Origin of the sequence: Enterocloster bolteae (genome assembly GCF_002234575.2) — a bacterium.
Taxonomy (GTDB): Bacteria; Bacillota; Clostridia; order Lachnospirales; family Lachnospiraceae; genus Enterocloster; species Enterocloster bolteae.
The window spans coordinates 1,560,082-1,583,782 of the sequence record NZ_CP022464.2 but is presented as its reverse complement, the minus strand read 5'-3'; the positions used below and the strand labels follow the sequence as shown (position 1 = coordinate 1,583,782).

Here is a 23,701-nt window from a genome sequence, read left to right as displayed (position 1 = left end):
CCCATCAAAACACAGGCGTATAAGCTGCCTGTACTTTCATACGGATCTGCATGTCCGGCAGGCGGCTCCCGCCAAAATGAACCGGCACCCGGAGCAGGAACGTGGCATCTGCCAGGAAGCGTTCGCTGCTGTCCGAGGTTAAAGACACATTCTGTATAGTCACATCCAGGTCCGAAATACGGTACTCTTCCTTTCGGCCTCCGTCCATCCGTTTTACATGATAACTTCCATAGTCCTCCATTCCCAAAAGGTCATCCAGGAACCCATATACGTCACCATAATCCAAGCTTTCATCCCAGCCTCCCCCGGATGGATAGTAACCGCCGGAGTACCCCTCACGCACACCATGGTATACATCATCATAGTTATCATTGACTGTGGACAGGATAGCCTCCTGCACCGCATCCCTGACTCCCGCTGCAATAAGGTTCAGCCTGGCATATTCTGATATACCGCAAAAGAGGAACAGCACCACCAGGGCAGATGCAACGGCCAAAGGGATGCCATTACCTTCCTGCCCTGATATCGCCTTTCTCCATCCTGCTATTTCCAGTATACTTCCCCCTTTCCCTGTGCTTTGGCATGGAGAGTGACAGGATAGGTACCAAAGCCGCCAAACAGGCCAATATCCATCCGCATGGTCAGGGTCACCTCCACCTCCTCATTTAACTGGAACGGTCCACCCTCCGACCATTCCACCTCTGGCGTGAGTCCTGTCTTTTCCCGAAGGACGGTCTCTCTTCTGCTTGTCTCCGGACCAATCCGGCCCGCCATTTCTGCTTCCCTGCACAGTTCCTGTGCAAACGTGTCGAGTTGGTTCTTTGCAACATATACAGGAAGCACGTTAACGGCCAGTCCCAGCATCAGGAATACGCACAGCACCAGGACACACACATCAATATATCCCTCCCCGTTCTCATTTCGGATGATATTCACCAGCTCTCCCCCTTTCTTAAAACATGTTTCCCAGTGACTTAATGATTTCGTACCCAATGATAGCCAGATATGTCATGAGAAAACACAATAACATAAGAAATGAGAAGATACGTATTTTCGGTGGTATCTTCTGAGCCTCTTTCTTTAGCCGCTGCATCTCCAACTGCTTGAAATCGTGGCTTAACAGCTGAAAATAGGCTGCGCTGTCATCTCCCCTTAACACACCGATAAGTCCCCTCACCACATCTGAAAGCATAGGAGAATTCATACGGGCCTCAAACCGGGTCAGCGCTGCCTCATAACTTCCGGAACGCATGTCTGCTGTCAGGATATCAAGCTCTGCCCGGAGAGTATCGCTGGTATTCTTTTTGAAGTTCTCCAGGATGGACAGGACATCCCTGCTGCTCTTAAGGTCCTGTTCAATGGTTGCTACGAACCGTGGCAATTCCTGCTCCACCCTATCCCGTTTTTCCTTCAGTCTTTCTTCCGGCCTTCTGGATTCTCTGAAATAAACAGCCACCGCTGCAAAAACAGGTACTGGTGTCACAAGAGGCAGGAACAGTAAACACGGCAGAATGGGGATTGCTGTCACACCTGCCTTGACCATACAGGAGGCAGCATGGACCTCCGGGGTCATCCCCATCCCGGCGGCTTTCAGGATATTGCCCATCCTCCGCTTTCTGTACTCATCCAAAGTGATATGGCTTGCCAAAAGGACCGACAACTGGTCCATCCCGTCCTCCAGGAATTCAGCAGCTTTCTGTTTCCTGCTCCCACGTTCCGCAATCGCCCTGGCTGCTCCCATGCTTGGCAGTCTTAACACTCCCGCAGCCAGGAAATAAAAGCCGAATGCAAGAGATAGTCCAAATACAAACAGTAATGAAATCATGCTACCTCCTATATTCAATCGGCTTAGTAAGACGTATGACGGCTGCTGTAGACACAAAAATGACAACAGCCGTCATAGCCAGTATGGCCTGTCCGAACAGGGTATGCATTAATGTCTGGTACCAGTCATGGTTCAAGGCATACATGAGCGGAATGTTCCCGATGACAAAGATTACCATAGTGATGAATTCTTTCCTTGGTTCAAACACCAGGTTTTCCAGCTCTCCATTCACTACACGCATGTCGGACAGCTTATTCACGATGGGCGTGAGCGTAGATTTCAGGGAACGGTCATACTGGCAATCACCGATTGCATCCACCCACTCCTCGAACACATCATTGCGTATCTTCTTCCGTAACTCCTTCAACGCCGCCTCCATATCCGGATTAATGACCTTGAGCCTCACCAGAAAATCTTGAAACGCACTGCTGGCTGGCGGGTTCAGGTAGTGGATATTCTCATTGACTGCGGTCAAAATATCCTCGCTGCGCAGATAGGCGGTTGTAATGATGCTTAGGGCTGTCTCCAGCTCCGACGCAACAGCTTTCTTGTAATGGTGTTCCATGAGCCGGATATACCAGAAGGGAAGGAACAGGAAGCCGGTTGCCAGGACTGGAATCAGGAACACATTTCCCAACATAACGGCCAGGATTCCTCCTGCCATAAATAGTCCGAGGGCTGCAGCACAGATTAAGGAGATTCGGTCTCCTTTCCCGGTTAGGGCCAGTACCTCCTGACATAGTTCTACCTCCCGTTGCAGGATGGATGGCTTTTTTCTTTTCTGCGTTTTTTGTATCTCTGATTTGATGCTATCCGGCGATTTTAGGAAATGCCGGAATACCCCATCCGTAAATTCCATCGGTGTCAGCCGCAAAATCAGGAAAAATCCAGTCACCATTCCAGTGCAGGCCAGTATATTTACCATATTCATGCCCCTTCTCCCTCCCATCGCACAAGCTGCTCCTTCGGCATTCCATTCTCCAGGAAGCGCTTCTTCAGGCTTTCTGAAATGCCCTGTACCCGTTCATGCCCGCCATGGATGATGAAGCGGTCTCCATCCAGCCGGTTTTCCACTATGTTGTAATGGTATAAGGTTCTGTAGTTCCGGTTGCCGTCTGGCAGGATCTCGCATTCCATGATTTCCATTACCTTACGTTTCCGGTCCTCTAACTGCTTGGAAAACACAATGATGGGGAATGCTTCCGTTACTAAGGACATCAAAGTCTCATCTGAGATATCATATTTGCGTTTGCACAGTGTCACCATTCTCCGATAGGTTGACTCGCAGCTGTTGGAATGGATGGTCGTAAGCACAGTATGACCGGTCCTGGCTGCCTCCTGTGCAGAGTAAGCCTCTGAACTGCGCATCTCACCTACACATACAATATCCGGATTAAATCGAAGGGCCATGTCGAGCAGGTCATCCTGGTCCACCGTCTGTTTCTCATTCTCGGAATCCCTGGTCAGCGTGTGAATGACACGGTTCATGACCTTCCCTTCCTTCACCCGCACCAGGTCCAGCTCCCTTGAACCGTTCTCAATCGTAAAGATACGCTTGCTGTCCGGGACCGTGGTAAGAATCCAGCCGGCTAATGTGGTTTTTCCGGAGCTGGTAGCCCCTGCCACACACACGGAGATTCCATAACGGATGCATTCTGCCAAAAAGTCAAGCATCTCTCCGGTTGCTGTTCCCCCTTTCACGAAGTCCGCCTGGGTCATACTCTGCGGATTGACAATACGGATGCTGGCGCAGATTCCTACATCCTCATCCACAAGTGGTGTCTTAAGAACAGCAATACGAATGTTTTTCGATAGATGCCCTAACACGGCAGGGCTTGCATTGTCGAGGACCATCCCGCTTACGTGCAGCATGCGCCGGATGACATTGATGGCATGTTCCGGACTGTCAAAATGTTCCTCCAGCTTCTCATTTCTTCCATCGCTGTACTGTACCTCAATATCGTTCCAGCCGTTCACATCCACTTCCTCAATGCCGGTACCAAAGATATACTTGGTTAAGAATGAGAACTCTGCCATCTCAGTATACAGTCCATCCACCAGCTGAACCATGGTCATTCCCTGAACAGCAATCCGGTAATCCTGAATGTATTTTGTGATATAACGCTTGATCTGGGCTTTCACATCCGCGTCGCCATGGCCTGTCAGCAAGGTGGCATACTTGCTTGACACGTATTCCTGTACCTCCTGTAACACCTGAGCGAATTCTCGTCCTTCCCTGGCAGAAAAAAACAGGCCTTGATTCCTGGGTCCCCCATTTCCAGGCACAAATCCTACAGTGGTGTCATCTTCCCATTCTTCCTCCTGTACTTCCACTCCACCATTCTTCCGATCCGTCGGCATCTCTGGCCTTTTACTCTCTTTTTGGGGATGATGCAATGTCCCGGTGGCAGATATTCCGCTGTGGTCCGGTTGATGAAACTCCACGGCCTGTATTCCCCTTTCTACTGTCTGCGGCCCCATTTCCACGATCTTCGGCTCCGCGGCCTTTTCCGCCTGGAAGAACAGTGACTCCCCCCGTTTCTCTCCTAACATCCAAACACCTCCCTGACAATCCGTTCTATTTCCTTGCGGAATCCCCGGCTGTCCTTTAAAGACAGCTCCTTGAACAGGTTCCCGGCCAGAATCTGTTCCTCCACTTCGGCTGAGTGGGGAATCCGGAATGTTACATTTCCTAATACCCGTTCCACATGTTCACTGGCCTCATTTGGCCGGATATTGCTGGCTACCCGGTACTGTTTATCCGCATCCCATTCATGGTCCTGAAGGAGTGGGAGCTGACTGGACAGGTAGCTGATGGACTTAAGATCACACCCAACCAGACGCAGGACCGAATCCGCCTCCATGAGCGCGATTGCGGACAGAATATCATTGACAATATAGCTGCTGCAGTCAATGATAACATAGGGGGTCAGTTCCCGCAGACAGTCAATCAGTTCTGTGGCCTGGCTGGCACTATGGGGCGGATAGGTATACTCATTCTCCCCTTTCTGCATGCCCAGTATCATGAGATAGTCCTGATGTTTGTGCACCACGCAGTTCTGACGCACCAGGTTCTGCGTCACATGAGTCGCGGCCAGAACACTTCCCAGTGAATGTTCGAACTCCAGATCCCCCGGCGGACAGATGCAGGGCAGCATGGGAGCGGTCATGTCACATAACAGGAGAGACACATTCCTCTTACGGTCCGCCAGGTATTTTGCCAGTTTCACGGCCACCGTTGTCTTTCCGCTTCCAGGACTGCCCCACACTGCCAGTACGCCTCCCCTGTCCTGGTATTCCTGACAGTTCCCCTTTTCTTCTCTGGAAAAAATGCTGTGCTTCTTGATATTAAGCATTTTGTTCCTCCATTTCTTCTGTTTCTACGTTTTCTTCCCCTTCTGTATCTTTTCTGTCCTGTGTTTCTGTTCCTCCTTCCCCTCCTTCTGTGGCTTCCTCCGGAGGATATAAACGTTCCAGTAACTGCTCCTGCGCTACAATGAATTGCCCGGCTGTCTCAGCCTTCCCCCGGTATACAAGGGCCGCATGCAGATTTCCCTCTGTCTCAAGCTCTGCCAGGACCTTACACTGAATGGGGGTAGCCAGTAATGTCAGAGTCGCCGGAAGGGATTTCTCCTTCTCCTTGTCTCCGCCCGCTGTATTGGCGTCCACACCGGTGCTGGCGGTCACTGCGATGACCTGGACATACTGCAGCTCCTGTGGTATAACGGTTTCTCCCATCTTTCGGTAATCCGGTGCAAGGATGGACACGATATCACCGCTTCGCAGCTTGCCGGATACCCCCGCAGCAAAGGATTTGACGGTCACGGATATGGCCTGTTTCGTTCCATCCAGCTGATACAGGTAGGTATCTGCACCTGGGGGCTGGACCGAAATCTTGGAATAAAGAACATAGTCGCCTGGCAGAAGATCGGCTGTGGCATAGGCCCCTACGACACTTCCTAAATCCTTCATTACATTTTCGGGAAGGTTATATCCACCTACCTCCACCATCTGAACCTTATCTTTTGTGATCTCATCCCCAGCCTTGATGGCTTTCTGGACACGCACGATATCCGTTTTTTCCGAAATTGCCTGATTAAATAAAGGGGTGGCCAGGAAGCAGATGGCCAGCGATAATACAATACAGAGAATGCCAAGGACAGTCCTGTTCTTAAGCAGTTTCATACGTTTCCTCCCAATTCCCCCACCCGGGATATTTGTCTTACATAATGCTTCTTTCTGTTCCCTCTCCTGATACTTTCCAATACCAGGATTGGTATTGAAACTGACAACCAGGTCTTTTTACATATCTTCAAATTCATTTCTTCATTCTCCTTCTGATCATTCCTGTTTCCGTGCATGGGAGGATACCTTGCTGATTAGGTATAGCACCAGTATGATAATGATGAACAGCAAGACGGCTGCCAGAACGGCCTTGCCTTGATCCGCCTCTTTGTTCCCACCTTCCTTTCCTGGCTCACTTGCACTGGCTGTCCCTTTCTTTATGGCTTCTGCTTCTTTGCCTGTCACATTATTGGCAGACGCAACAGGGATATCACACTCCGATTTGACCTGGGTCTGCCTTACATCCTCTTTTGCAACCGGTCCCCATAACACAGGCGTTCCGGGTTCAATCAGGGGTTCCATGGTCGGTTCCTGCTGAACAGTCAGGGCGGTCCAGTCCTGAAACGGATAGTATGGTCTATATGCCCGCTTTCCTGTTGCATGGCGGCCGCCTGTTCCCCCTCCCGAATGACGTGGTATATACTTCTCGTCATCCTCCGTTCCAGGAATGCGATCCGGTCCATTGGTCCAGAGCTCATCATCCTTTGTTCCGAAGATTCCGTCCTGGCCCGGACGGATATTAGTCCCTTCCTGCTCTCTACGGTTATCATAGCAGTCGTCTTCCGTGCCATATATTCCATCGGGACCAGGTATCAGGATTAGGTCATCCTCATTTCCTGGTATTCTATCCGGACCATTAAACCATATCTCATCGTCCTCCGTCCAGAATTCACCATCCGCTCCAGGACGCACATTGGTGGATGGATAGGAATTCTGGTTATCATACCAGTCATCTCTGGTCCCATAAACCCCATCCAGTCCGGGATGAATTCGCACGTCATCCCCTGTTCCAGGAGTACAGTCCGGTCCATTAGACCAGATTTCATCCTCTTCGGTTCCGAAAATCCCGTCATTCCCCGGCCTGCGGTTGGTAGATGGATAGCTTTCACTATGAGCGACCCAGTCATCTGCGGTACCGGGGATTCCATCCCATCCATTGGAGACAGTAATATCATCCTGGGTTCCAAAGATGCAATCCGGTCCGGGCCGTGTATTCCACCCATTACCGTCATCCCGGTAATCATCCTCAGTGCCGAAGGTCCGGTCTGGTCCCGGGAAATACTTACGCCCCTCATTATCCAAATAGAAATCATCTTCCGTCCCGTACTGACCATCCACTCCTTCGTATATTTTCCGGTCATCACGGGTACCTGCCACCCCATCCGGGCCATTCAGATACAGGTTATCATCCTCCGTCCCGATGGCTTCATCCTTACCTGGCCGTCTATTCGTCCCATCTCCCAGGTCCCGGAATACCAGGGTGAAATAAGCGTATGCGTCCATGTCCCGATCTACCGTATACTCATATGCGGATACAATCTTCTGTCCCGGTTCAGGAAGTGCCTCCCCATACATAATTCCTTCCTCTTTCTCTTCCCCATAAGGTTGGGCATACCATCCCAGAAAAGCATAATCCTCCAGGACAGGGACCGGGAGGATTCCGATAGTTTTATCATATATGACTGCTTTTCCATCTATATCGCAATGGGCGTCCCTGGTATGAAACGTAATTCGGTACTTATTGGCGGACCAATGAGCGTGATAGGTCGTATCCTCATGTGGTACGTCAGTTTCTTCCGTAATCCGGGTCCCTCCAGCCGGTTCCGTATAAAAACCTAGCAAGGTATATCCCTTCCGGATAAATTCCGGAAGCGTCCCGAGCTTCCCTGTATATAGGAGCCCCTTCTGTACATTCTGTCCCCCATCCATCCCATCCGCAAATGTTATGATATATGTGTTTGGAAGCCACTGGGCATACAGAGTGACCGTACCCCCATAGATTTTCGTCAGATTGAGTACGGACTGGCCATCCCCATAAGCAGTGCCGCCGCCATCCGGTTGGCTGTTCCATCCCTGGAATGTATGGTAATCCCTGGTGTACTGGTTAACCGGTAACACAACCGGCGTCTGATAAACAGACGGCTGACTGTTCATGTTCCCGGAACCTCCGTTGGCATCAAATACGATCGTATACGGATTGTATTTCACATCTGTCCTGGCAGCACACCCCGGGCGGGTACACCGTTTAAAGTAGGTACCATCATTGGCACCCATGTAATAACCGTCGCTGAATGCATGTCCCAGGACACTGGTGGATTGGGTCTGGACCGAGCCACAGTCCCGGCAGGTCCGTCTCTGAGTTCCCTGTACCGTACAGGATGGCTCGGATGCGGTGGTCCATGGTCCATAATCATGTGCCACATTGAGATGCATGGTCCAGTGCGCCGGTCCGTAATATACCCGGTCCCCCTCATTGTTCACTGTGTTCCACCCATCGGCATGAGCATCCCAGTTTCCCGCCATATCACAAGTAACACGCATAAGCCAGGCATATTTGTATCTGGAATAGTACGAATCAGATGGATGGTACAGTTTTGCAAAGTCACTGAATCTGCGGCCTTTATTATCGTTGATATAACTTAAATGAAAATAGGAATGTTTGCTCGCCCCCATTGGCCTCAGGATGAGGAGCTGCCCTGTCTTTAAGTTGACTGTTACCTCACTCCGGTTCAGGGAACCATTGCTGCCGGAACCGACCTGAATCTGCACGTCCGCACACCCATTTGGGCCATACGTCTTATACAGACTGCTGGTAACTGCTGCGGCCGGAAGGGATGGCAGGTAATTGGCTGACTGCGCCGGATATACCTTTGGGATGCGGACCGCATTTTGATTGGCATCCGGATCCCAATCCCCCTGATAATACTCCGCCCCATAAGCAGCCCGAAGCAGACTACGTGGGCTTGCATACGATCCCTGGACTTCTTTTAGTTCCCCTGCTTCTGAATCACTTTCTCCTGTTTTCGTATCCTCCATGTGTACTGCCTCTGATGGGGTTGCTTCCCATACCGTTACATCGGAACAAGATGTACCGTTTCCTTCCACGTTGGCATCCACTGCTTCTTCATCCGTATACATTCCCTCCTTCTCTTGGGCCGGCATGGCAATTACTACGTCCCACTGTCCTGATGGTCCCGCATCCCCGGAAGGGGACTGGTCTGAAGCATATGCCACCTGATGGGATAACATAGCCATGCTTAGTAAGATGCATAACTTCTTTTTATTCATATCTGACCTCCGCCCATTCATTATAGTAGCCGTGTCCTATCCTCCTGCACACAACACAGCCAGACAGCCCATTGTTAGGAATGGGACCATGGGGTATGACGTAGGGGGACGGATGGCCTTCCATGAACACCATAAAAGATAGCCCATATGAAACACAAGCAGGGACGCGGTCCCTAATATTGCCGCCCTCAGTCCGCCATACATTCCCAGGTGCATACCGCATGCTGCCATAAACTTGATGTCCCCGCCACCGATTCCTCCCCAGCACCCTGCTGCAAGAAGAAAAGGGATGGCGCACAGAACCCCTGCCAGTGTTCCGCTCCGCAGCCCCAACAGGGAACAGGCTGCAATACAAAGATTCAGCCAGTCCGGTACCATCCGGTGACGAAAATCGATATAGGAAGCCCCCAGCATGAGACCAATCCACAAGGTCAGTTCAAGGTGCCTGTACATCCTTTTCCTCTCACATGGACAGGCCTGTCGGGGCCATCTGCGGGACAGGTGATTCTGCCATCTGTGTCATCTTGCCCTGCTGTATCGTGAGCGCCTCCTTATAAGCAGACGTCAGGGCTTCCGTCATCTGTGTCCGGAATTCTGCTGTAATTGGAAAACAGATATCCCTAAACTCCCCGTTTCCGGTACGATAGGATGGCATGGACAGGAACATGCCTTTCTCACCGTTCATCAGGCGTACATTCCGTATGGCCAGACACTGATTCAGATTGATGGACGCTGTGGCAAGAATGTTCCCTTCCATGCTGATGGAATTAATCTTTACATCAATATTCATCTTATTACCTGCCTGTCCCTCTGGTTGTGTTTTGGATTGTGCTTGTTGTGCCTTCATTTCTTAATACGCCTCCCTTTCTTAACCTGAATAATTGAACATTTCCATGACCCTCTGGGGCAGGGTTGTCAATACGGTATCTGCAAACAGCTTATAGAGCCCTGCTAACAGAAGGGCGTCAATGACAACCGCCATTAAAATCCTGATGGCTTTTCTGAACCTTGGATATACACGATTCAGAAAATCTCCGGTTAGGTAGTGCCAATAATTTGGTTGGTAAAGTGCTCTGTTCAATTCAATTACTTCTCGCTTTCTTTAATTTTTTGTATATAAAAACACGATTGAATTTTTAGGTTCAACCGTGTCTTTACTCGCTCACAATTATTCCGAAAGCATATCTTTATACTTTTGATACAATTCTTTTGCACGAAGCAAAATAGCCTCTTCGTCATCTATAAAGTCATCACTTATTTTTTCTTCAATTGCAAATAGCTTGTGTGGATTATATAAGTCCGAGGAAAAACCTCTCAAGCTATCTATGTAATGGCTTTTATGACTTTTCTCCATTTTAAATGATGCTAGACCTGGATTAATAAACAAATTATTTATCATATCTGCCTCATAATAATACATAAGCTGTTTTTCTTCAATATTAACAACTGGACTTTTTGCAATCCAATTTCCATGTATTTTTTGGTTGTCTGTATATGAAGAACCTTGAATAATAATTCCTTCTAAACTCTGCTCAAATCGTTCACATATATATCTTATTTTTCCACTATTACCTACAAAAAATCCTACCCATGTACCCTCTAAATAATAATTTCCAAGGATTTTTTTCTTTATCACTTTATTATTATTAAAAGCTTTTCTCAATAGTGTAGCTACACTACGATAAAACCCTAATGAAATTAATCCAGATAATATTGTAATTATAAAAAAAGGTATTGTATTAATCTCCATGAGTTTACTAATTCCTAACCAAAGCAAGTACATAAATATGGTTGTACAAGCAATAATCACAGCATTAAAATTTTCTAATGGTGTCATTGTTCCTCCCGATTTAAAGCAAAGTCCATTTTGCTATTACACTATTAATAATGTCATCCTGATCTGTTTCGTTTTTTTGCCAACCTTTTACGAAGCTTATATCTTTTGAATCTGGTAACTGTTCTTCTCGCAATTCTTTTATTTTTAATCTACTAGGCATTGCAACAGCTTCACCAACAATTATTGCTTCTCTTCTTGATAATGAAGAACTCTGGTTTGCACAATCAAATAATATTTGAACTTCTTCCAATATTCCTTTGATTTTATCGTCCATAACTCATTTCTCCCTATCAGCTTATCTTTTTCAGTATTTCCGCCACCAATCGCTGCACCATACAAGCCGGCCACATCTCCGATGGCAGCTTCTTCCCATCTTCCACACACTTCTTCAAACTTCTTTCCGCCAATACAACCGCCTGTTCAAAATCACCATACTGTATCAGCTTGCGATAAACGTCCCTGTCGTTCTTATAATACTTCTGCCCGATAACCTTCTCAAACTTGTCCGCAAACCGATCACAACAAGTATAAGACTCCCTGATTGCAGGCATCTCCCCGAAATACGCATACATCCATATCTCAAAGCAGGGATTTGACCATCCTGCATGCACCCCGTTTTTCTCCGCCGTCCATATAATCTCATCAAATCCTTTCACCTGATCCCGGTCAAATACAATCCATGGAATCCGGTATTGTGATTCCTTTCCGACAAGTTCCAAAGCTCTTTTTACCAGTTCTACCGTTTTGGCCTTCTCAACCTTAATAATCAACCGATCTTTCAGCTCTGCCGGTATGCTGTCACGAAGTCCCTCAAAATAATTTTTCTCCGTTTCCTCGGTGTCTGTCACAATCAAGTAATATCCCAGTTCTGGTACTCTCTGCCCCATCCGCTGATTCCGGTCTTTCCTCTTGCCGGCCCTGCGGTCACTGGGCTTTCCCCCACTCTTATTCGCCATCCGTGCTCCTCCCCTTTAACATTTCCATAGGCCGGAGCGCAGGGATAGCGCCATAGCTGCCCGTCAGATAATTCTTTGCCAGCGCTTCATCACGGCGTACCTTGTTTCCGTCTTCATCCTTGAAATCAGCAAGGGAATACAAATCGGAAACTCCATCCTGATTCTTGTCCACCAGCCATATTTCATCCCGACGCAACAGCTCGTTGGATAACTGCCAGATGTCATGTGTGGTAAAAATCATCTGTGCATGATTGGTATTAATTTCCGGAGACAAAAAAGTCAATATGATGTTTCTAACCAATAACGGATGAAGTCTTGCATTCAGTTCATCTACAAACAAGGTTCCGCCGTTATCAAGCACCTCTTTCAAAGAGGGGTATAAGGCAAACATTTTCAATGTTCCACTGGATTCGCTTTTCAAAGGTATAGATTCAAATTCATCGCAATCCACCATCTTATGCAGTGCGTCAATCTTGTAACTGAGATCGGACTCTTTTTCAATTTCCCGCTGGACTTCCTCCACTTTAAAATCACAAATGGCATTATCAAAAGATGCAAAATAATTCACCACATTGCTCTGTATTTTCCTACTGGTGGTAAAATCTTTCGGCAACACCTGTGAACGGAAAAAGTTCTCTGCGGGATTTCCGAAGTCCACAACCTCGTTATTCAGAAACCAGTCCCTTACCTTTTTCAGTTTCGATATCTTCAGCTTTGCCCCTAGAGATACAATCAAAGTCTCCTTTTCCAATGCGACCTTTATATTTTGGGTACTGCTCTTTGGCAGCCCGTTTACTTCCAGCTCTTCACCTTTTTTCCGATAGAAAATAGTTTTATACCGGTTTCTCGCTGTCTTGGCCTTGGAATAAAACCATTCTTCCACCACTTCATCGTTCTGCAACGCAAAACCATACTGATAAATTTTCCCCGTGTTCTCCGAATTATCAACAAAAAACACTTCAAAAGTTGATTCCATACCTCTGCTCTTACTGTCAAACAAAAAAGGGCTTACCCTAATGTAATCCGAATCTGTTTTTTGCCTGCTGTCGCTTTCACCGCCAAATTTAAAGGATTCCTCCACATAATAGCTCATGAATTTAAAAGCATCGTAAATGTTAGACTTTCCACTGGCATTTGCACCATAGATAGCCGCAACCTTCAACAGCTTATCATTTGCCAACTCCACCACATGATCTTCATGCTCTGTTATCTTTGTAGCTGACAAATCCAGGGATACCTCATCCCTGAAGGATTTAAAATTTTTAAAGTTAAACTGTATCAGCATGGCACTCTCCTTCATTTCACACTCTTTTACGCTCTTAATCCTATTATATGCCATTTTGTAAATAAATCAACGTTTATTTTCGTTTTTTCTGTATTTAACCGTATATATATTTGTCTATAATATAAAAACAGCTTTTTTCTTGTTTATAGGGTGAGGCTAGTCTTTCATCATATAACAGCAAAACTTATCTCCAACTTTGGTTTCAAATAAAAACATTTTTCCATGATTTATCCTTCCTGCGCCTCTGCTGTCTGCAAGAATATTGCTTGTCCTTACATACAGCTTCTTTGCCCTTATTTTTATAAAATTCATCAAAGGCATTAGTCAAATTATAATGCCTTTGATGACACAATATATTATAATTTTCAACTCCAAGCTAATTAAAATCTTTTCTTAGCCGGAATAATTAAACATCTCTGTAACACGCTGGGTCAATGTTGGCAGTACCGTATCAGCGAATAACTTATACAGCCCTGCCAGCAGGAGGGCACCAATGACAACAGCCATCAATATTTTGATAGCGGTATCTACGAATCCTTCCCCGCGTTTATCTGCCATTATCTGAACTAATTTTGTTCTTATCTGAATCATCTTAAAGTTAATCCTTCTTTTCATAACGCAGCCTCTCTTTCTATCATTTTATTGGATGGAGGAAATCAATGTCACTACCTCGGCCATGTTGCGTCGAGATGAGCCGAATGCTTGACGTCATAACAGAACAGACCCCCTGGGACGGTACCCCGGTCGGGCCGCATATTCGTAAACAGGACAGGCTTGTCATCGTGCTAGGACAACAGGCAGTCCTCCTTAGTTGCATTGAAAACCGCCATTGCATTTTTCCTTCCCCTGCCTTTACTGCATGATCATGCCGTTTTGCTGCTCTGTCTGGTTTTTCAGTTCCGCCTCCGTCAGGATTACAAAATCCCCACCGGAATGCCAGAAGCTGACGTGCAGCTCTTCCTGATCAATTTTGATCTCCTGTTGCTCAAACCCCTCCCCCCAACCATCACTGCATTGTCCCGACCATGCTTCGGTCAGTTCCCGCAGTTCACCCTCGGACAATTCGCCGCGCGTCTGTACCTCCAGCACACCCCACAGCCTGCCGTCCCATGCTTCCACGGTAGGATTCATGCTGTAGACCTTGCGGGCAAGAAGCTCGTTTTTCAGATAGACCGCAAGGCCACGGTCGCCCTCGGAATCAATGCGTCTGTCCGCAATAGCCCGCAGGATTTCTTCCCGGTAACCACACACCTCATGAGCGCTCATTTCTTCCGGCTCCCAATTCAAATCGCCGTATTCATCACGGGTGAATACCTGCGTATACAGAGGGCTGAACAGTCGGAGCATGGTCAGTTCCTCCGGGAGTTGCCGGATAGGGTGGTCATACCGCTCCACAATGCCAAAGCTGGTGAGCACCACGCCATTTTCTTTCATCATGGCTTTACCTAACGCATCAAAATTCACAAATTCTGCGGTAATTCCATCCACACAGCAAATGTCCCCCTCATCCATAAGATATTTTGCATAATCCTCCGGGGTTTTGATGTCCTCCGGCAGAAGATGGTACTGACACAGTGCATCCGCAATTTCTGGAAGTTCAAACATACTGCCAGGTACCTCCGCCTCCATCACAGCCATGAACAGCCGGTACTGTTCCTCCAAAACACCCACATAGGCAGCGCCCAGATTCAGACATTCTAAGCCATCGTAATTGGGCAGACGCTCCAATAAGCCAGGGATGGAGCTGGTACAGGAGGCGTAGCAGTCCTCCAAATCCTTTACGCCGAGTTCGGCAAGTACCGCTTCAATGCATTCCTCCGTGGCCGGGAACGTGAGGGTGACACGATTGGGCTTACCCTTGTGACTCAGCCGTACGGTGATAATACCGTTGGGATTACAGTATGGTTCTGGGAGCTTCTCTCCGTCGTAAACTATTTCCAGTGGTTCGTCTTTCCTAAAGACAAAGCCGGAATCGGTGAACACGCCGGGGTGATCCGCCAGATACCTGTTTGCCACCTGATCATAGGCAATATAGTCCGCAATGCTGCCCGGTACATCGATCCCGCGTTCTTTCAACAGATGCCGTCCCATTGCGTCCGCATCCTTTACGCCGGGGAGCCGTTCAAACTTGTGCAGGTTGCAGGAGAGGTTGACTATATCCCGTAGGCTTTTGGAGGGCTCCAGTTCGAGAATGCCAGTCAGTATATTTCGCTCCCTATCGCACAACCCACCGATCCTGCGAGAGAGAAATCCCAACTCGTTCAGTTCCTGCTCGTCGATTTCCATGCCCGGCAGGATACGATCCAGACTTTCGATGGATGTGTCGGCGGAAATAATGGCGGTCGTGATGTCCCGCGAGCAAATGGCCTCCAGCGCGGACAGCGTTTCCTCGCTTTCATCAAACGAGCCGGGAAGCTTCAGCGCGGCTTCCTGCCCGTTGTCGCCTCTCATGATGGTAATGTTTAGCATTCGGTATCCTCCTTAAAATTAGAAATAAACGCGGTTCTATAACGGCGGGTGTGCGGCAATAAGATAGAGGGCTGAGAGACCACCCCTGCGGAGCACATTTGAACTATGACGTTTCACATCACATCCCCATCTCCGGTTCATCCCCTTCCTCCCATTCCATATCCCTATCTTCCTCTATCGGTTCCCGGTCCATCTCATGCTCCGGATTCATCTGCAGTTCATACGCACAAAGGACAGACTGGTCAAACTTCTCCCGTATCTCACGGCTTTCAAAAAACATGCATCCTTATACCCGGCATGGAAAGGCATCTTGGTCCTTGGCATCACAACTTCAATCCCATAATCATTTTCCTTCACCTTCACATTCCGTATGGTACAAATATCTCAAATCCGCACTTCAGCTGTAGCAAGGATACCGATTTCCGGCTGGAGGTTTGTGATAATGGACTGGAAAAACAGAATGGTATTTCGTTCCATGGTTTCCTGCATTTCCTCATTTTCCACCCTGTCTTCATGTCCTACGCTTCCTTCATTTCCTGAATAGGTTGTCTCTGGCTTACGTCCTCTCCTTTCATATGGTCGGTTCCCTGGATATCCAGGGATTGTCCCTGAATAAACCCAATCTTCTGGAATCCGTAATGATCAACATAGTAAAACTCGCTTCCCTGCCTGTCATATAGTTCAAGGACATCCGAAATAGAAATAGGATGCCCTGTAGTCCGTTGCGGGAACTCTCTCTCAAACTTGGTATAGATTGCTTCCAGGTCATCTGTCTCAATCTGGCAGTCATATACCACCTCGTACCGGCTGGAGTCCGGCATTCCATGACGTGATACCTGGTCCTCGAAATCAAGAAAACGCTCCTCTGGCGGCACTTCCGGCCTCAGTTGGTGGAGCCTGCAGTTCCTGAATGGCTTCACCTCCCCGGTCAGATCCACCTTCCCATGTACGAGACGGTCATACACGCCATCCTGCCAGCATGGTTCCAGCCCCTTCTTCTCCTGCAGGAACCGGATCAGGTATCCGTTCTTAAACATCGGATCAAGGACAGCCTTTCCATCTTCCACATATCCGGCCATGTTGCCATAATACAGGATGAGGTTGTTCTTAACCGCAATACCTGCCATCCCCTCTCTCCTTCCCGTATCTTCGTTTCTTTAGAAGACAGTCCAGCTTCTCCCCCAGACCATCCTCCGCGCAGAACTGGATGTTCCCTCCTCTCATGATAAGGACAGGAGCTGCATGGGAATCCAGGAACACAATCAGTTCGGGCAGTGTCTCCTGCGCCATGAGGGCCTCCAGCTGTTCCTCATCGAATGGCATCCTTAGCTTTACCATCCCATCCCGGCCTGCCATATAGGCGCATAACAGCCGTTCCCTGGACTTTACCTCATCCATATGTCATCCCTCATCTTTCTGTATAAGTTCAGCTAATTCAGCCAAAAGACTCACACGGCTTTTATCCGGCATCTGACGGACAGCGACACGGACATATGCCTCCATGGCCTCCGGTGACTGGTCCCCTGCCTCAATCAACTCCACCTTCATCAATCCAATCCATCCGCCATTATCTGCCTCCAGCCGTATGATATCTCCCGGATGCATTCCCGCTTCCTCACGTACACTCTTTGGAAGATAAATCCTGCCATTACCGTCCACGATTCGGTACGTCCTCTTCAAACCTGCCATCTAATCCCTCCATTTCCATAATGATCCGTACTTTCTCAGGGTTGATTCCTATTTCCGAACACAGTTCCAGTATTTCACGCGGCACGATACCCCCGGTCCGGGCTGGAAGAATGGTAATTCTCCTATCCTCGAACACAACCTCCAGGTCCTCATCCGGCTGGATACCGGCTTCCTCTAACAGTTCCTCCGGAACCGTCAGCTGTGTTCCATCCTCATACAGCTGGTCCGGTGTGAGTTCCCCCACCTCCAACGGGCTTACGAACACCTCCGGCCCGCCGCCATCTTCTTCCGCCAGATATGTGACATAGACCGTTCCATCTGCATCTGTGCCAATCGATTCCAACACTTCTGCCGGTATTATCACTCTCCCGTCTGCCTCTGGCCTCACATTTAATTCTTTTAACCGCATGCTCCTCCTTCCTTACGGATAAAATCCGTATACATCCGACAGTTCCATCTGTTCCGGCAATTCCCTGCTCCTACATGCTGTATCATAGTTTGATATGAACACCTCCGCATACTCCTCCCCCTGGTTGTACCGCTGTGCCAGGTTATTCAGCCGTTTAACAGTCTCAATTCGATATCCTTCATACAGTTCACGGATATAGGCACAGTCATTATAGGATAACAACCATTTTCCCTGGATTCCCCCAAGCGCGTCACGGAGCCGTACATGGTCCTCCCGGCGGAACACCACTTCGTAATGCCCTTCCGTTTTGTAATAAGGCGGGTCGCAATAAAAAAAGGCATCCTCCCGGTCATACTGCCGTATAAGTGCCTCAAAATCCTTGTTTTCCACCACAGTACCGGCCAGCCTCCTGCTTCCCTCCCAGAGCAGCCCAAATGTCCTGCGTATATCGAAGGGCTGGCACCCATAGGAAATACATCCGCTTCCGTAGCTGTACCGAATAAGCTGATAAAAACAGGCAGCCCGTTTTACATCATACATCCCTGCGCGTTCCTCCAGAATAGGCCGGATTTCCCCACACGCCTCTGGTGTCAGACATTGTTCTGCCAGATGTCCCTCATCCTGATACCACAGACCTGGAGCCATGAATTCCTCCCGATTCAGGAATCTTTTCAGATAGTCGAACTCTTCCCTTCCATTCAACGGAAAGAATCCTAATTCCTGAATCAATGCCAACGGCCTGTCCCGCACACACCGGAACAGGTTGGTCAGGTCCGAGTTATAATCATTGTATACTTCCATCCTATCCCGCGGCTTTCCGAACAGGACCCAGCCTCCCCCGCCAAAGACCTCGATATAACGTCCATAGGATAAGGGAAAACGCTGATAAATCAATTCCCTGAGGGCCTTCTTCCCTCCAATCCAGCTGATGATGCTGTTCAATGGGGCAGCACCTCCCTACACCATACCAATCTGTTCCATTCGCTTCAGGCCATGTTCACGCAAAAGGCATCCGGTTAGAAGGACAGCAAACATTCCCTGGTCCACCAGGCTGCGGTCCGTCAGATCCGATACCTTCACACACCCGGCCCGGTAATACAGGTCCTTGGCCAAGTGGTACAGGATGTATCCTTTCACATTGATGCCTCCAAGCTGGATGTCCGGAAAAATCACCTGCGACATAGTAATGGCATCCCGTGCCTTATCCCAGAGATATCCGTCAGCGGCTAACAGATAAAGGGCGCAGGCGTAGGATGCCTTTTGGTCCAGAGCAAGAATCTGTCTGTGTCCCATAAGACCTCTGTATCGTTCTTCATGTTCCCGGTTTCGATAGACAGGGCCTTCCATACACGATTTTGTTTCCTCTACCCGCTCTATGAACTGACTGTCGGGAATTCGGAACCGCAATTCCTTTAACATCTTCTGGTATCCTGAACGCTTTGTGTCTCTGCAAAAAAAACAGGAGACCGCCATCTCCTGTTCCTTCCTGTCCGGAAGGCAGGGATGACTCTCCTGCATCAACACTTCGAATGCCTCTAAACTGCTGCCTGATAAAAAACGTCCTGCTGGCATTTCATTTACCTCTCTTTCCTCTGTCCTGACTTGTTTTATGGTTATTCATTTTTCACATTCTTGTAGACCGTATTCTTACTGCACCGGTTCCTGGAGTCCCATCTGACTGTTCTGTCCTGTTTCCAGAAGCTGTGCCCCCTGAAAAAAATAATGGACCAGGCGTCTCATGTCCTCAAACCCTTGGGGTTCCGGCATGCAGACCGTGATAACCGCTGCATCTATAATGCTTCGTCCGTCCCAGATCCGGGAAAATTCACGGCTTTCTCCCCAGTAACCATCTCCTTCTGTTTTGAATTCCTCATAGCGGCCATCCACTTCAAATAAATAGGTCGCTGTATCAACTCCAATCTCTTTCTGCTCAACGTCCTGTCCCTTATAACAATAGCCGTCCATGTAGGTACTGATGGTTCGTTCCGGAGCCATGTAGAGGGTCATGGTATCCAACTTTTCTCCTGGCAGTTCCTCAATGGGTTGTTCCTGCAGTACGACCCGTGCCACAAAATTTTTAGTCACATTACAATCCACCACCAGTCGTTCAAGCTTTTGGTCCTCAAAATGTTCAAAATACATCGGATCACCGAACTGTATATGCGTTGGACAGTCCACTACATAAATTTCTTTCTTCACACCTCTCTCCTTTCAGGACACAGATATTACAACCTCTTACTCTCATCACTCCTCACTCCCCATTCTCTGCCCTCCACAGCTCCAGGTCGGACAGACTGATTTGTCCTTTCGTGTTCTTATCCTCCATCCACCAGGCAAAGACATCCCCTGCATCCTTCCATCGGGTTGCTATCCCCTGCTCCTGGATATAGGTCAGCATCACGCCGAATGCCCGTAGATAGGCCCTTTGGTAGCTGGGAAAAATGCGAAATTCGGTCCAACGGTTCTTTGCCGCCATGGGGCAGCCAATGCACCCCACCCGGTGAAATCCCCATTCATACAGCGGGTTTACCGGGATACGCTCGGACTGGATATAGTCCCATATATCCCGATCCAGCCAGTCTACAATAGGATTGCAAATCCGTTTTCCTTTTATGGTGCATGTCTCAAATAACATACGCTCATCGACGTTGTCATTGTTGAGAATGATTTTCTTGTTCCTATCCCTTGTGTAATTCTCAAAAACACCACGGTTATTCCTCCGCTTCTGGCTTTCTGCCCATCGCACCCCGGTCGTAATGAACCGGTCCTGACAGGAATTTTCCTTGAGGATCTCACAACAATAACGCTGCAGCCTTGTGGGTGGGAACCGTTTCATCGGAATCAGAGACCACATGGATACCCGCTGGCCCTTATAATACGGATAGTGAATGCTGCATGGGATTCCCTTGCTTTCGTATTCCCTGAATATCTGCCGTATATAATAAATTGTCTGTGGTGCGTCGGCAGTAGTCAGATTATGGTGAAGCTCAAAGGGTATACCGGCTCTCCTCACAATCTCCCTGCAAACAGCACTGTCTTTCCCTCCACTATCCGTAACGATTAAGGGACGGCCATACATCCGCAACGACATTTCAGATGCAGTTTTTACTCTTTCTATCGCTTTCTGCTCTAAATCCATTCCAAAAAGAGTCAGATATCTTTTCCCGGCCGGAACTCTGCCTCCTTCCTTTTTGCTATCTTGCAAGAGAAAGAAAAAAGACACTGACTCTCATCAGTATCTTCGTATCGCTTCGATCTGCTCTTTTTTATTTACATTACAAACAATCTCACCTCCCTTCCAACACAGTTTCATTCCCCCGCTTTTACATACTGATTGCAGAATCATTTTTCAGTTTTGCCTCCTCTGTATCCAGAGACAGCTTATCCTCCTGGACGATCGTTGACTGAGCAGACTGTCGCATATTCAGTGGAATCCTGTCATTCGAAAATATATCTGTCAAAAACGCTCTGCCGCCTAATTGACAGACGCATTGGAATGCCGCATTAAAACTGTCGCAGTTTTTCTCAGCCTTTACTGTGGAGATAGCTTCCCCAATATGGGGCATAGCCTCCTCGTAAGTTCCCATTTGCAGCATTCCCTCTGGTGATATTCTTATAAAAGCTCCTGACTCACCACCCATATAATAGAGCGCGCCCCACCCGCTTAGGCGAGTAATTGTATCTTCCCGCCATCTGCAGGAGCTTCCCGCAGTTATCTCCCCCCAGTAATTAAATTCTTCTTGATTCATAACACCTCCTCTTTTAGGTCTCTACAGAATATGATGAGCATTTAATATAAAAATTCTTTGAGTATACCGAATGCGGACATAAAAATAGAGGCGTCATGACAAATTCTTAATGTATGCCACAACAACCTCTATATCATTTAGCATTTATAATTTATCCCGGCCTTCTGCGCCTGGCTCATCTGGGCCTTCCGGTCTATCAAATACACCTTATTCCCCTTCTTGAACTTTGCCCCTGTCTGCTTAAACCAGAAGGGCACATCATATTCCACACATTGCTCCATAGAATCAAGTATCCAGGCGAAGTCGCAGACCCTTGCGTCCGGCCCGGACTCTCCGCCGCATGTAACCCCTTCTATCTTCCCTGTAGCCAAATATTTCCGGATATCGATTTGTTCCAGCATTGGCTCATGAATTACAGTCCGGTGTTTGATTGGCAATTCCAGAAAAACGGGAAGGCGGTAGTCGGCCCGATTCTGGTTCTCACAGGTACAGCAGATGGTCACATTCTCATATCCGCTTCCCCAGTCCCCCGGTAATCCAACCTCAAACCGGTGAATGCGTTTGGTAATAATAACAAAATTCAGATCGCTGCGCCTACGAATGATATCCCATGCTTCCGCACGCCATCCATCTGCCTCATCCAGAAAAAAATCAGAGGTCATGCAGGTATACACCCTCTCACCATCCGACTGCAGCTTGTAGTCACCCTTGCGGTTACATTTAACCGGCATATCAAAGTTAGAAGTACGGGTTACAACACTGCTATCCTTACCAAATTCAGCATCTCTCCGATAAACATAGCAATTCGTACAGCCTGGACTGATTTTTTTACATCCATGCCATGGATTCCAGGTTGACATCTTACCACCTCCGGTTTTCACTACCAAACAGATCAAAAAGCGCCCTCTCCTGTAATTCAGGCTCCTATTCCCCGCTCTCATAGACCATTAGGCATTCACTCTCCCCAGTTTCTTTTTCTGTCATTCTCTCCCGGACCGTGAACCCTTCTTTCAGGTAAAAGGCCATTGCCCCTGTATTCTTATCGAACACATGCAGGGACAACCGTTTCTTCTTTTTCACCGTTTCAATTAGCTGATGGCCAATTCCCTGTCCCTTATGTCCTGCCGCTACAAAAATACCGGCAATATATTCCGCGTCCATTCCGATGAATCCCAGAATTTCTCCATCCTCCTCGTACACATATACCTCTGCATTGGGCAGTACCGATTTTACGGAATCAAAATTCTTCTTCCAATACTCGGCGTCTATAAAAGAATGGGCTTCCAGATTTCCCTGAAGCCATATATCCATAATCTTGTCTAAATCCTGAAATTCAAATAATCGAACCATCTCTCTGCCTCCTTGTTTCTCTATTATATCGGACCAACATCTATTGTGCAAGTCTTGGCAGAACATTTGTTTGTTCTTGTAAAATTATGGCTTCGATAATTATATAGTAACCAAGCGTTTTGTTATATAGAATTCATCATTATTATGAGCCAGGATGATTTTCTACAGTCTTGCTCCACCGCCTGCTATCTCATTGATATATCTCCTAATCCAATCTCCTCATTCTCCTGAGCGGAGATGCCCTGACAAAGTTCTGACTGCTGACGCTCCTCAGTCTTTTGTGCAGAGCCTTCATCAAGAAAACCACCTAGCCTGTTAGGAACATAATCAGAAAGCCACATACCTCCATATGTCTCATGACTACAAAGTCTCCATATAGCCAGTCTTCCGAAATTGAGTTTTACATCCTCAAATGGAAACAGCAGGTTGGTTAATCCTTCATAGAAAAATGACCTCACGTTTCCAAACTTTGTCCCTTCCAGTAAGATGTCTTCCTGTGTCAATCGTTCATTAATCCCATCCACCCATTCTTGTATGTCGCCTCCACAGCCCTGCAAAATCAGCCCATCCTTATGTTTCATCCGACGTAACTCATCTATTGTGATCTCCATGAAACTCCTCCTTCTGTTTTTATGATAGCTCAATTCGCCCATATTTCGATAAAGCCATCGGTCTATATACCTCTCAATATGACAGACCGCTGCTCTCACCCGTTCTAT

General features: G+C 47.9%; 30 protein-coding genes and 1 pseudogene. All 31 read right to left on the bottom strand.

Annotation, left to right across the window (positions count from 1 at the left end; translation table 11 throughout):
* Positions 1-4 precede the first annotated feature (4 nt).
* The gene (locus CGC65_RS07485) at positions 5-496 is read right to left on the bottom strand and encodes a hypothetical protein (RefSeq protein WP_007038440.1); all 492 of its coding nucleotides are present in this window, start codon (positions 494-496) and stop codon (positions 5-7) included.
* 47 nt (positions 497-543) lie between these two features.
* The gene (locus tag CGC65_RS07480) at positions 544-936 is read right to left on the bottom strand and encodes a DUF4320 family protein (RefSeq protein WP_007038441.1); all 393 of its coding nucleotides are present in this window, start codon (positions 934-936) and stop codon (positions 544-546) included.
* 16 nt (positions 937-952) lie between these two features.
* Entirely contained in the window at positions 953-1,825 is an 873-nt protein-coding gene (locus tag CGC65_RS07475; protein WP_007038442.1) for a type II secretion system F family protein, read from the bottom strand.
* A gap of 1 nt (position 1,826) precedes the next feature.
* On the bottom strand, positions 1,827-2,756 hold the full coding sequence (locus CGC65_RS07470; protein WP_007038443.1) for a type II secretion system F family protein: 930 nt from the start codon (positions 2,754-2,756) through the stop codon (positions 1,827-1,829).
* Entirely contained in the window at positions 2,753-4,378 is a 1,626-nt protein-coding gene (locus CGC65_RS07465; RefSeq protein WP_007038444.1) for a type II/IV secretion system ATPase subunit, read from the bottom strand. The genes CGC65_RS07470 and CGC65_RS07465 overlap by 4 nt, the downstream gene beginning before the upstream one ends.
* Entirely contained in the window at positions 4,372-5,181 is an 810-nt protein-coding gene (locus tag CGC65_RS07460; protein ID WP_007038445.1) for a nucleotide-binding protein, read from the bottom strand. The genes CGC65_RS07465 and CGC65_RS07460 overlap by 7 nt, the downstream gene beginning before the upstream one ends.
* Positions 5,174-6,010: a Flp pilus assembly protein CpaB gene (cpaB, locus tag CGC65_RS07455; protein ID WP_007038446.1), complete on the bottom strand. Its 837-nt coding sequence runs from the start codon at positions 6,008-6,010 to the stop codon at positions 5,174-5,176. The genes CGC65_RS07460 and cpaB overlap by 8 nt, the downstream gene beginning before the upstream one ends.
* A 156-nt stretch (positions 6,011-6,166) precedes the next feature.
* Complete coding sequence (locus CGC65_RS07445) at positions 6,167-9,238, bottom strand: InlB B-repeat-containing protein (RefSeq protein ID WP_007038448.1); 3,072 nt, start codon at positions 9,236-9,238, stop codon at positions 6,167-6,169.
* A gap of 36 nt (positions 9,239-9,274) precedes the next feature.
* Complete coding sequence (locus tag CGC65_RS07440; RefSeq protein WP_007038449.1) at positions 9,275-9,691, bottom strand: prepilin peptidase; 417 nt, start codon at positions 9,689-9,691, stop codon at positions 9,275-9,277.
* Positions 9,692-9,701: 10 nt separating this feature from the next.
* On the bottom strand, positions 9,702-10,085 hold the full coding sequence (locus CGC65_RS07435) for a SpoVG family protein (RefSeq protein WP_007038450.1): 384 nt from the start codon (positions 10,083-10,085) through the stop codon (positions 9,702-9,704).
* A gap of 21 nt (positions 10,086-10,106) precedes the next feature.
* A pseudogene (locus tag CGC65_RS32395) lies at positions 10,107-10,235 on the bottom strand (DUF6133 family protein); the annotation flags it as partial.
* A gap of 171 nt (positions 10,236-10,406) precedes the next feature.
* The gene (locus CGC65_RS07425) at positions 10,407-11,075 is read right to left on the bottom strand and encodes a hypothetical protein (protein ID WP_007038452.1); all 669 of its coding nucleotides are present in this window, start codon (positions 11,073-11,075) and stop codon (positions 10,407-10,409) included.
* Between the two features lie 13 nt (positions 11,076-11,088).
* Positions 11,089-11,349, bottom strand: a complete 261-nt coding sequence (locus CGC65_RS07420) for a hypothetical protein (protein WP_007038453.1) — start codon at positions 11,347-11,349, stop codon at positions 11,089-11,091.
* A gap of 16 nt (positions 11,350-11,365) precedes the next feature.
* Entirely contained in the window at positions 11,366-12,031 is a 666-nt protein-coding gene (locus tag CGC65_RS07415) for an RloB family protein (RefSeq protein WP_007038454.1), read from the bottom strand.
* Positions 12,021-13,316 (bottom strand): AAA family ATPase, encoded by a 1,296-nt coding sequence (locus tag CGC65_RS07410; protein WP_039897656.1) that lies wholly within the window; start codon positions 13,314-13,316, stop codon positions 12,021-12,023. The genes CGC65_RS07415 and CGC65_RS07410 overlap by 11 nt, the downstream gene beginning before the upstream one ends.
* 393 nt (positions 13,317-13,709) lie before the next feature.
* Complete coding sequence (locus tag CGC65_RS07405) at positions 13,710-13,931, bottom strand: DUF6133 family protein (RefSeq protein ID WP_007038457.1); 222 nt, start codon at positions 13,929-13,931, stop codon at positions 13,710-13,712.
* 50 nt (positions 13,932-13,981) lie between these two features.
* Complete coding sequence (locus CGC65_RS32670; protein ID WP_390391313.1) at positions 13,982-14,083, bottom strand: hypothetical protein; 102 nt, start codon at positions 14,081-14,083, stop codon at positions 13,982-13,984.
* Between the two features lie 85 nt (positions 14,084-14,168).
* Positions 14,169-15,785, bottom strand: a complete 1,617-nt coding sequence (locus CGC65_RS31645; protein ID WP_007038458.1) for a hypothetical protein — start codon at positions 15,783-15,785, stop codon at positions 14,169-14,171.
* Positions 15,786-15,903: 118 nt separating this feature from the next.
* Positions 15,904-16,065, bottom strand: a complete 162-nt coding sequence (locus CGC65_RS31640) for a hypothetical protein (RefSeq protein ID WP_007038459.1) — start codon at positions 16,063-16,065, stop codon at positions 15,904-15,906.
* 238 nt (positions 16,066-16,303) lie between these two features.
* Positions 16,304-16,912 carry a YodL domain-containing protein gene (locus CGC65_RS07390; protein ID WP_007038461.1) on the bottom strand — a complete coding sequence of 203 codons (609 nt, stop codon included), beginning with the start codon at positions 16,910-16,912 and terminating at the stop codon, positions 16,304-16,306.
* The gene (locus CGC65_RS07385) at positions 16,893-17,183 is read right to left on the bottom strand and encodes a hypothetical protein (protein ID WP_007038462.1); all 291 of its coding nucleotides are present in this window, start codon (positions 17,181-17,183) and stop codon (positions 16,893-16,895) included. Before CGC65_RS07385 ends, CGC65_RS07390 begins: the two co-directional genes overlap by 20 nt.
* A gap of 3 nt (positions 17,184-17,186) precedes the next feature.
* Positions 17,187-17,474: an AbrB/MazE/SpoVT family DNA-binding domain-containing protein gene (locus CGC65_RS07380; RefSeq protein ID WP_039897657.1), complete on the bottom strand. Its 288-nt coding sequence runs from the start codon at positions 17,472-17,474 to the stop codon at positions 17,187-17,189.
* Complete coding sequence (locus CGC65_RS07375; protein ID WP_007038464.1) at positions 17,434-17,883, bottom strand: AbrB/MazE/SpoVT family DNA-binding domain-containing protein; 450 nt, start codon at positions 17,881-17,883, stop codon at positions 17,434-17,436. Before CGC65_RS07375 ends, CGC65_RS07380 begins: the two co-directional genes overlap by 41 nt.
* Positions 17,884-17,895: 12 nt before the next feature.
* Positions 17,896-18,825 (bottom strand): DNA adenine methylase, encoded by a 930-nt coding sequence (locus tag CGC65_RS07370; protein ID WP_007038465.1) that lies wholly within the window; start codon positions 18,823-18,825, stop codon positions 17,896-17,898.
* 15 nt (positions 18,826-18,840) lie between these two features.
* On the bottom strand, positions 18,841-19,302 hold the full coding sequence (locus CGC65_RS07365; RefSeq protein WP_235622292.1) for a hypothetical protein: 462 nt from the start codon (positions 19,300-19,302) through the stop codon (positions 18,841-18,843).
* Positions 19,303-19,530: 228 nt separating this feature from the next.
* Positions 19,531-20,082, bottom strand: coding sequence for a hypothetical protein (locus CGC65_RS07360; protein WP_007038467.1), 552 nt, complete (start codon positions 20,080-20,082; stop codon positions 19,531-19,533).
* Positions 20,083-20,134: 52 nt separating this feature from the next.
* A complete protein-coding gene (locus CGC65_RS07355; protein ID WP_105105481.1) occupies positions 20,135-20,974 on the bottom strand; it encodes a phosphoadenosine phosphosulfate reductase family protein in 840 nt (279 codons plus the stop codon).
* A gap of 232 nt (positions 20,975-21,206) precedes the next feature.
* Positions 21,207-21,632: a hypothetical protein gene (locus CGC65_RS07350; protein WP_007038470.1), complete on the bottom strand. Its 426-nt coding sequence runs from the start codon at positions 21,630-21,632 to the stop codon at positions 21,207-21,209.
* Between the two features lie 137 nt (positions 21,633-21,769).
* Positions 21,770-22,492 carry a DUF5131 family protein gene (locus tag CGC65_RS07345; protein ID WP_039897659.1) on the bottom strand — a complete coding sequence of 241 codons (723 nt, stop codon included), beginning with the start codon at positions 22,490-22,492 and terminating at the stop codon, positions 21,770-21,772.
* A 64-nt stretch (positions 22,493-22,556) separates the two neighbouring features.
* Positions 22,557-22,982, bottom strand: a complete 426-nt coding sequence (locus CGC65_RS07340) for a GNAT family N-acetyltransferase (RefSeq protein WP_039897660.1) — start codon at positions 22,980-22,982, stop codon at positions 22,557-22,559.
* Positions 22,983-23,167: 185 nt separating this feature from the next.
* Positions 23,168-23,593, bottom strand: a complete 426-nt coding sequence (locus CGC65_RS07335) for a hypothetical protein (protein WP_039897661.1) — start codon at positions 23,591-23,593, stop codon at positions 23,168-23,170.
* Positions 23,594-23,701: the final 108 nt, after the last annotated feature.

Excerpts from the sequence above, each read along its gene's own strand:
- CGC65_RS07475 (WP_007038442.1), bottom strand. The coding sequence starts at position 1,825 with ATGATTTCATTACTGTTTGTATTTGGACTATCTCTTGCATTCGGCTTT.
- CGC65_RS07355 (WP_105105481.1), bottom strand. The coding sequence starts at position 20,974 with ATGTCGTTGCGGATGTATGGCCGTCCCTTAATCGTTACGGATAGTGGA.
- cpaB (WP_007038446.1), bottom strand. The coding sequence starts at position 6,010 with ATGAAACTGCTTAAGAACAGGACTGTCCTTGGCATTCTCTGTATTGTA.
- CGC65_RS07420 (WP_007038453.1), bottom strand. The coding sequence starts at position 11,349 with ATGGACGATAAAATCAAAGGAATATTGGAAGAAGTTCAAATATTATTT.
- CGC65_RS07375 (WP_007038464.1), bottom strand. The coding sequence starts at position 17,883 with ATGCGGTTAAAAGAATTAAATGTGAGGCCAGAGGCAGACGGGAGAGTG.
- CGC65_RS07445 (WP_007038448.1), bottom strand. The coding sequence starts at position 9,238 with ATGAATAAAAAGAAGTTATGCATCTTACTAAGCATGGCTATGTTATCC.
- CGC65_RS07380 (WP_039897657.1), bottom strand. The coding sequence starts at position 17,474 with ATGGCAGGTTTGAAGAGGACGTACCGAATCGTGGACGGTAATGGCAGG.
- CGC65_RS31640 (WP_007038459.1), bottom strand. The coding sequence starts at position 16,065 with ATGTTTTTTGAAAGCCGTGAGATACGGGAGAAGTTTGACCAGTCTGTC.
- CGC65_RS31645 (WP_007038458.1), bottom strand. The coding sequence starts at position 15,785 with ATGCTAAACATTACCATCATGAGAGGCGACAACGGGCAGGAAGCCGCG.
- CGC65_RS07470 (WP_007038443.1), bottom strand. The coding sequence starts at position 2,756 with ATGAATATGGTAAATATACTGGCCTGCACTGGAATGGTGACTGGATTT.
- CGC65_RS07405 (WP_007038457.1), bottom strand. The coding sequence starts at position 13,931 with ATGAAAAGAAGGATTAACTTTAAGATGATTCAGATAAGAACAAAATTA.
- CGC65_RS07440 (WP_007038449.1), bottom strand. The coding sequence starts at position 9,691 with ATGTACAGGCACCTTGAACTGACCTTGTGGATTGGTCTCATGCTGGGG.
- CGC65_RS07415 (WP_007038454.1), bottom strand. The coding sequence starts at position 12,031 with ATGGCGAATAAGAGTGGGGGAAAGCCCAGTGACCGCAGGGCCGGCAAG.
- CGC65_RS07460 (WP_007038445.1), bottom strand. The coding sequence starts at position 5,181 with ATGCTTAATATCAAGAAGCACAGCATTTTTTCCAGAGAAGAAAAGGGG.
- CGC65_RS07335 (WP_039897661.1), bottom strand. The coding sequence starts at position 23,593 with ATGGAGATCACAATAGATGAGTTACGTCGGATGAAACATAAGGATGGG.
- CGC65_RS07425 (WP_007038452.1), bottom strand. The coding sequence starts at position 11,075 with ATGACACCATTAGAAAATTTTAATGCTGTGATTATTGCTTGTACAACC.
- CGC65_RS07350 (WP_007038470.1), bottom strand. The coding sequence starts at position 21,632 with ATGAATCAAGAAGAATTTAATTACTGGGGGGAGATAACTGCGGGAAGC.
- CGC65_RS07365 (WP_235622292.1), bottom strand. The coding sequence starts at position 19,302 with ATGTTAAAGGAATTGCGGTTCCGAATTCCCGACAGTCAGTTCATAGAG.
- CGC65_RS07385 (WP_007038462.1), bottom strand. The coding sequence starts at position 17,183 with ATGGATGAGGTAAAGTCCAGGGAACGGCTGTTATGCGCCTATATGGCA.
- CGC65_RS07435 (WP_007038450.1), bottom strand. The coding sequence starts at position 10,085 with ATGAAGGCACAACAAGCACAATCCAAAACACAACCAGAGGGACAGGCA.
- CGC65_RS07390 (WP_007038461.1), bottom strand. The coding sequence starts at position 16,912 with ATGGCAGGTATTGCGGTTAAGAACAACCTCATCCTGTATTATGGCAAC.
- CGC65_RS07345 (WP_039897659.1), bottom strand. The coding sequence starts at position 22,492 with ATGTCAACCTGGAATCCATGGCATGGATGTAAAAAAATCAGTCCAGGC.
- CGC65_RS07465 (WP_007038444.1), bottom strand. The coding sequence starts at position 4,378 with ATGTTAGGAGAGAAACGGGGGGAGTCACTGTTCTTCCAGGCGGAAAAG.
- CGC65_RS07410 (WP_039897656.1), bottom strand. The coding sequence starts at position 13,316 with ATGCTGATACAGTTTAACTTTAAAAATTTTAAATCCTTCAGGGATGAG.
- CGC65_RS07340 (WP_039897660.1), bottom strand. The coding sequence starts at position 22,982 with ATGGTTCGATTATTTGAATTTCAGGATTTAGACAAGATTATGGATATA.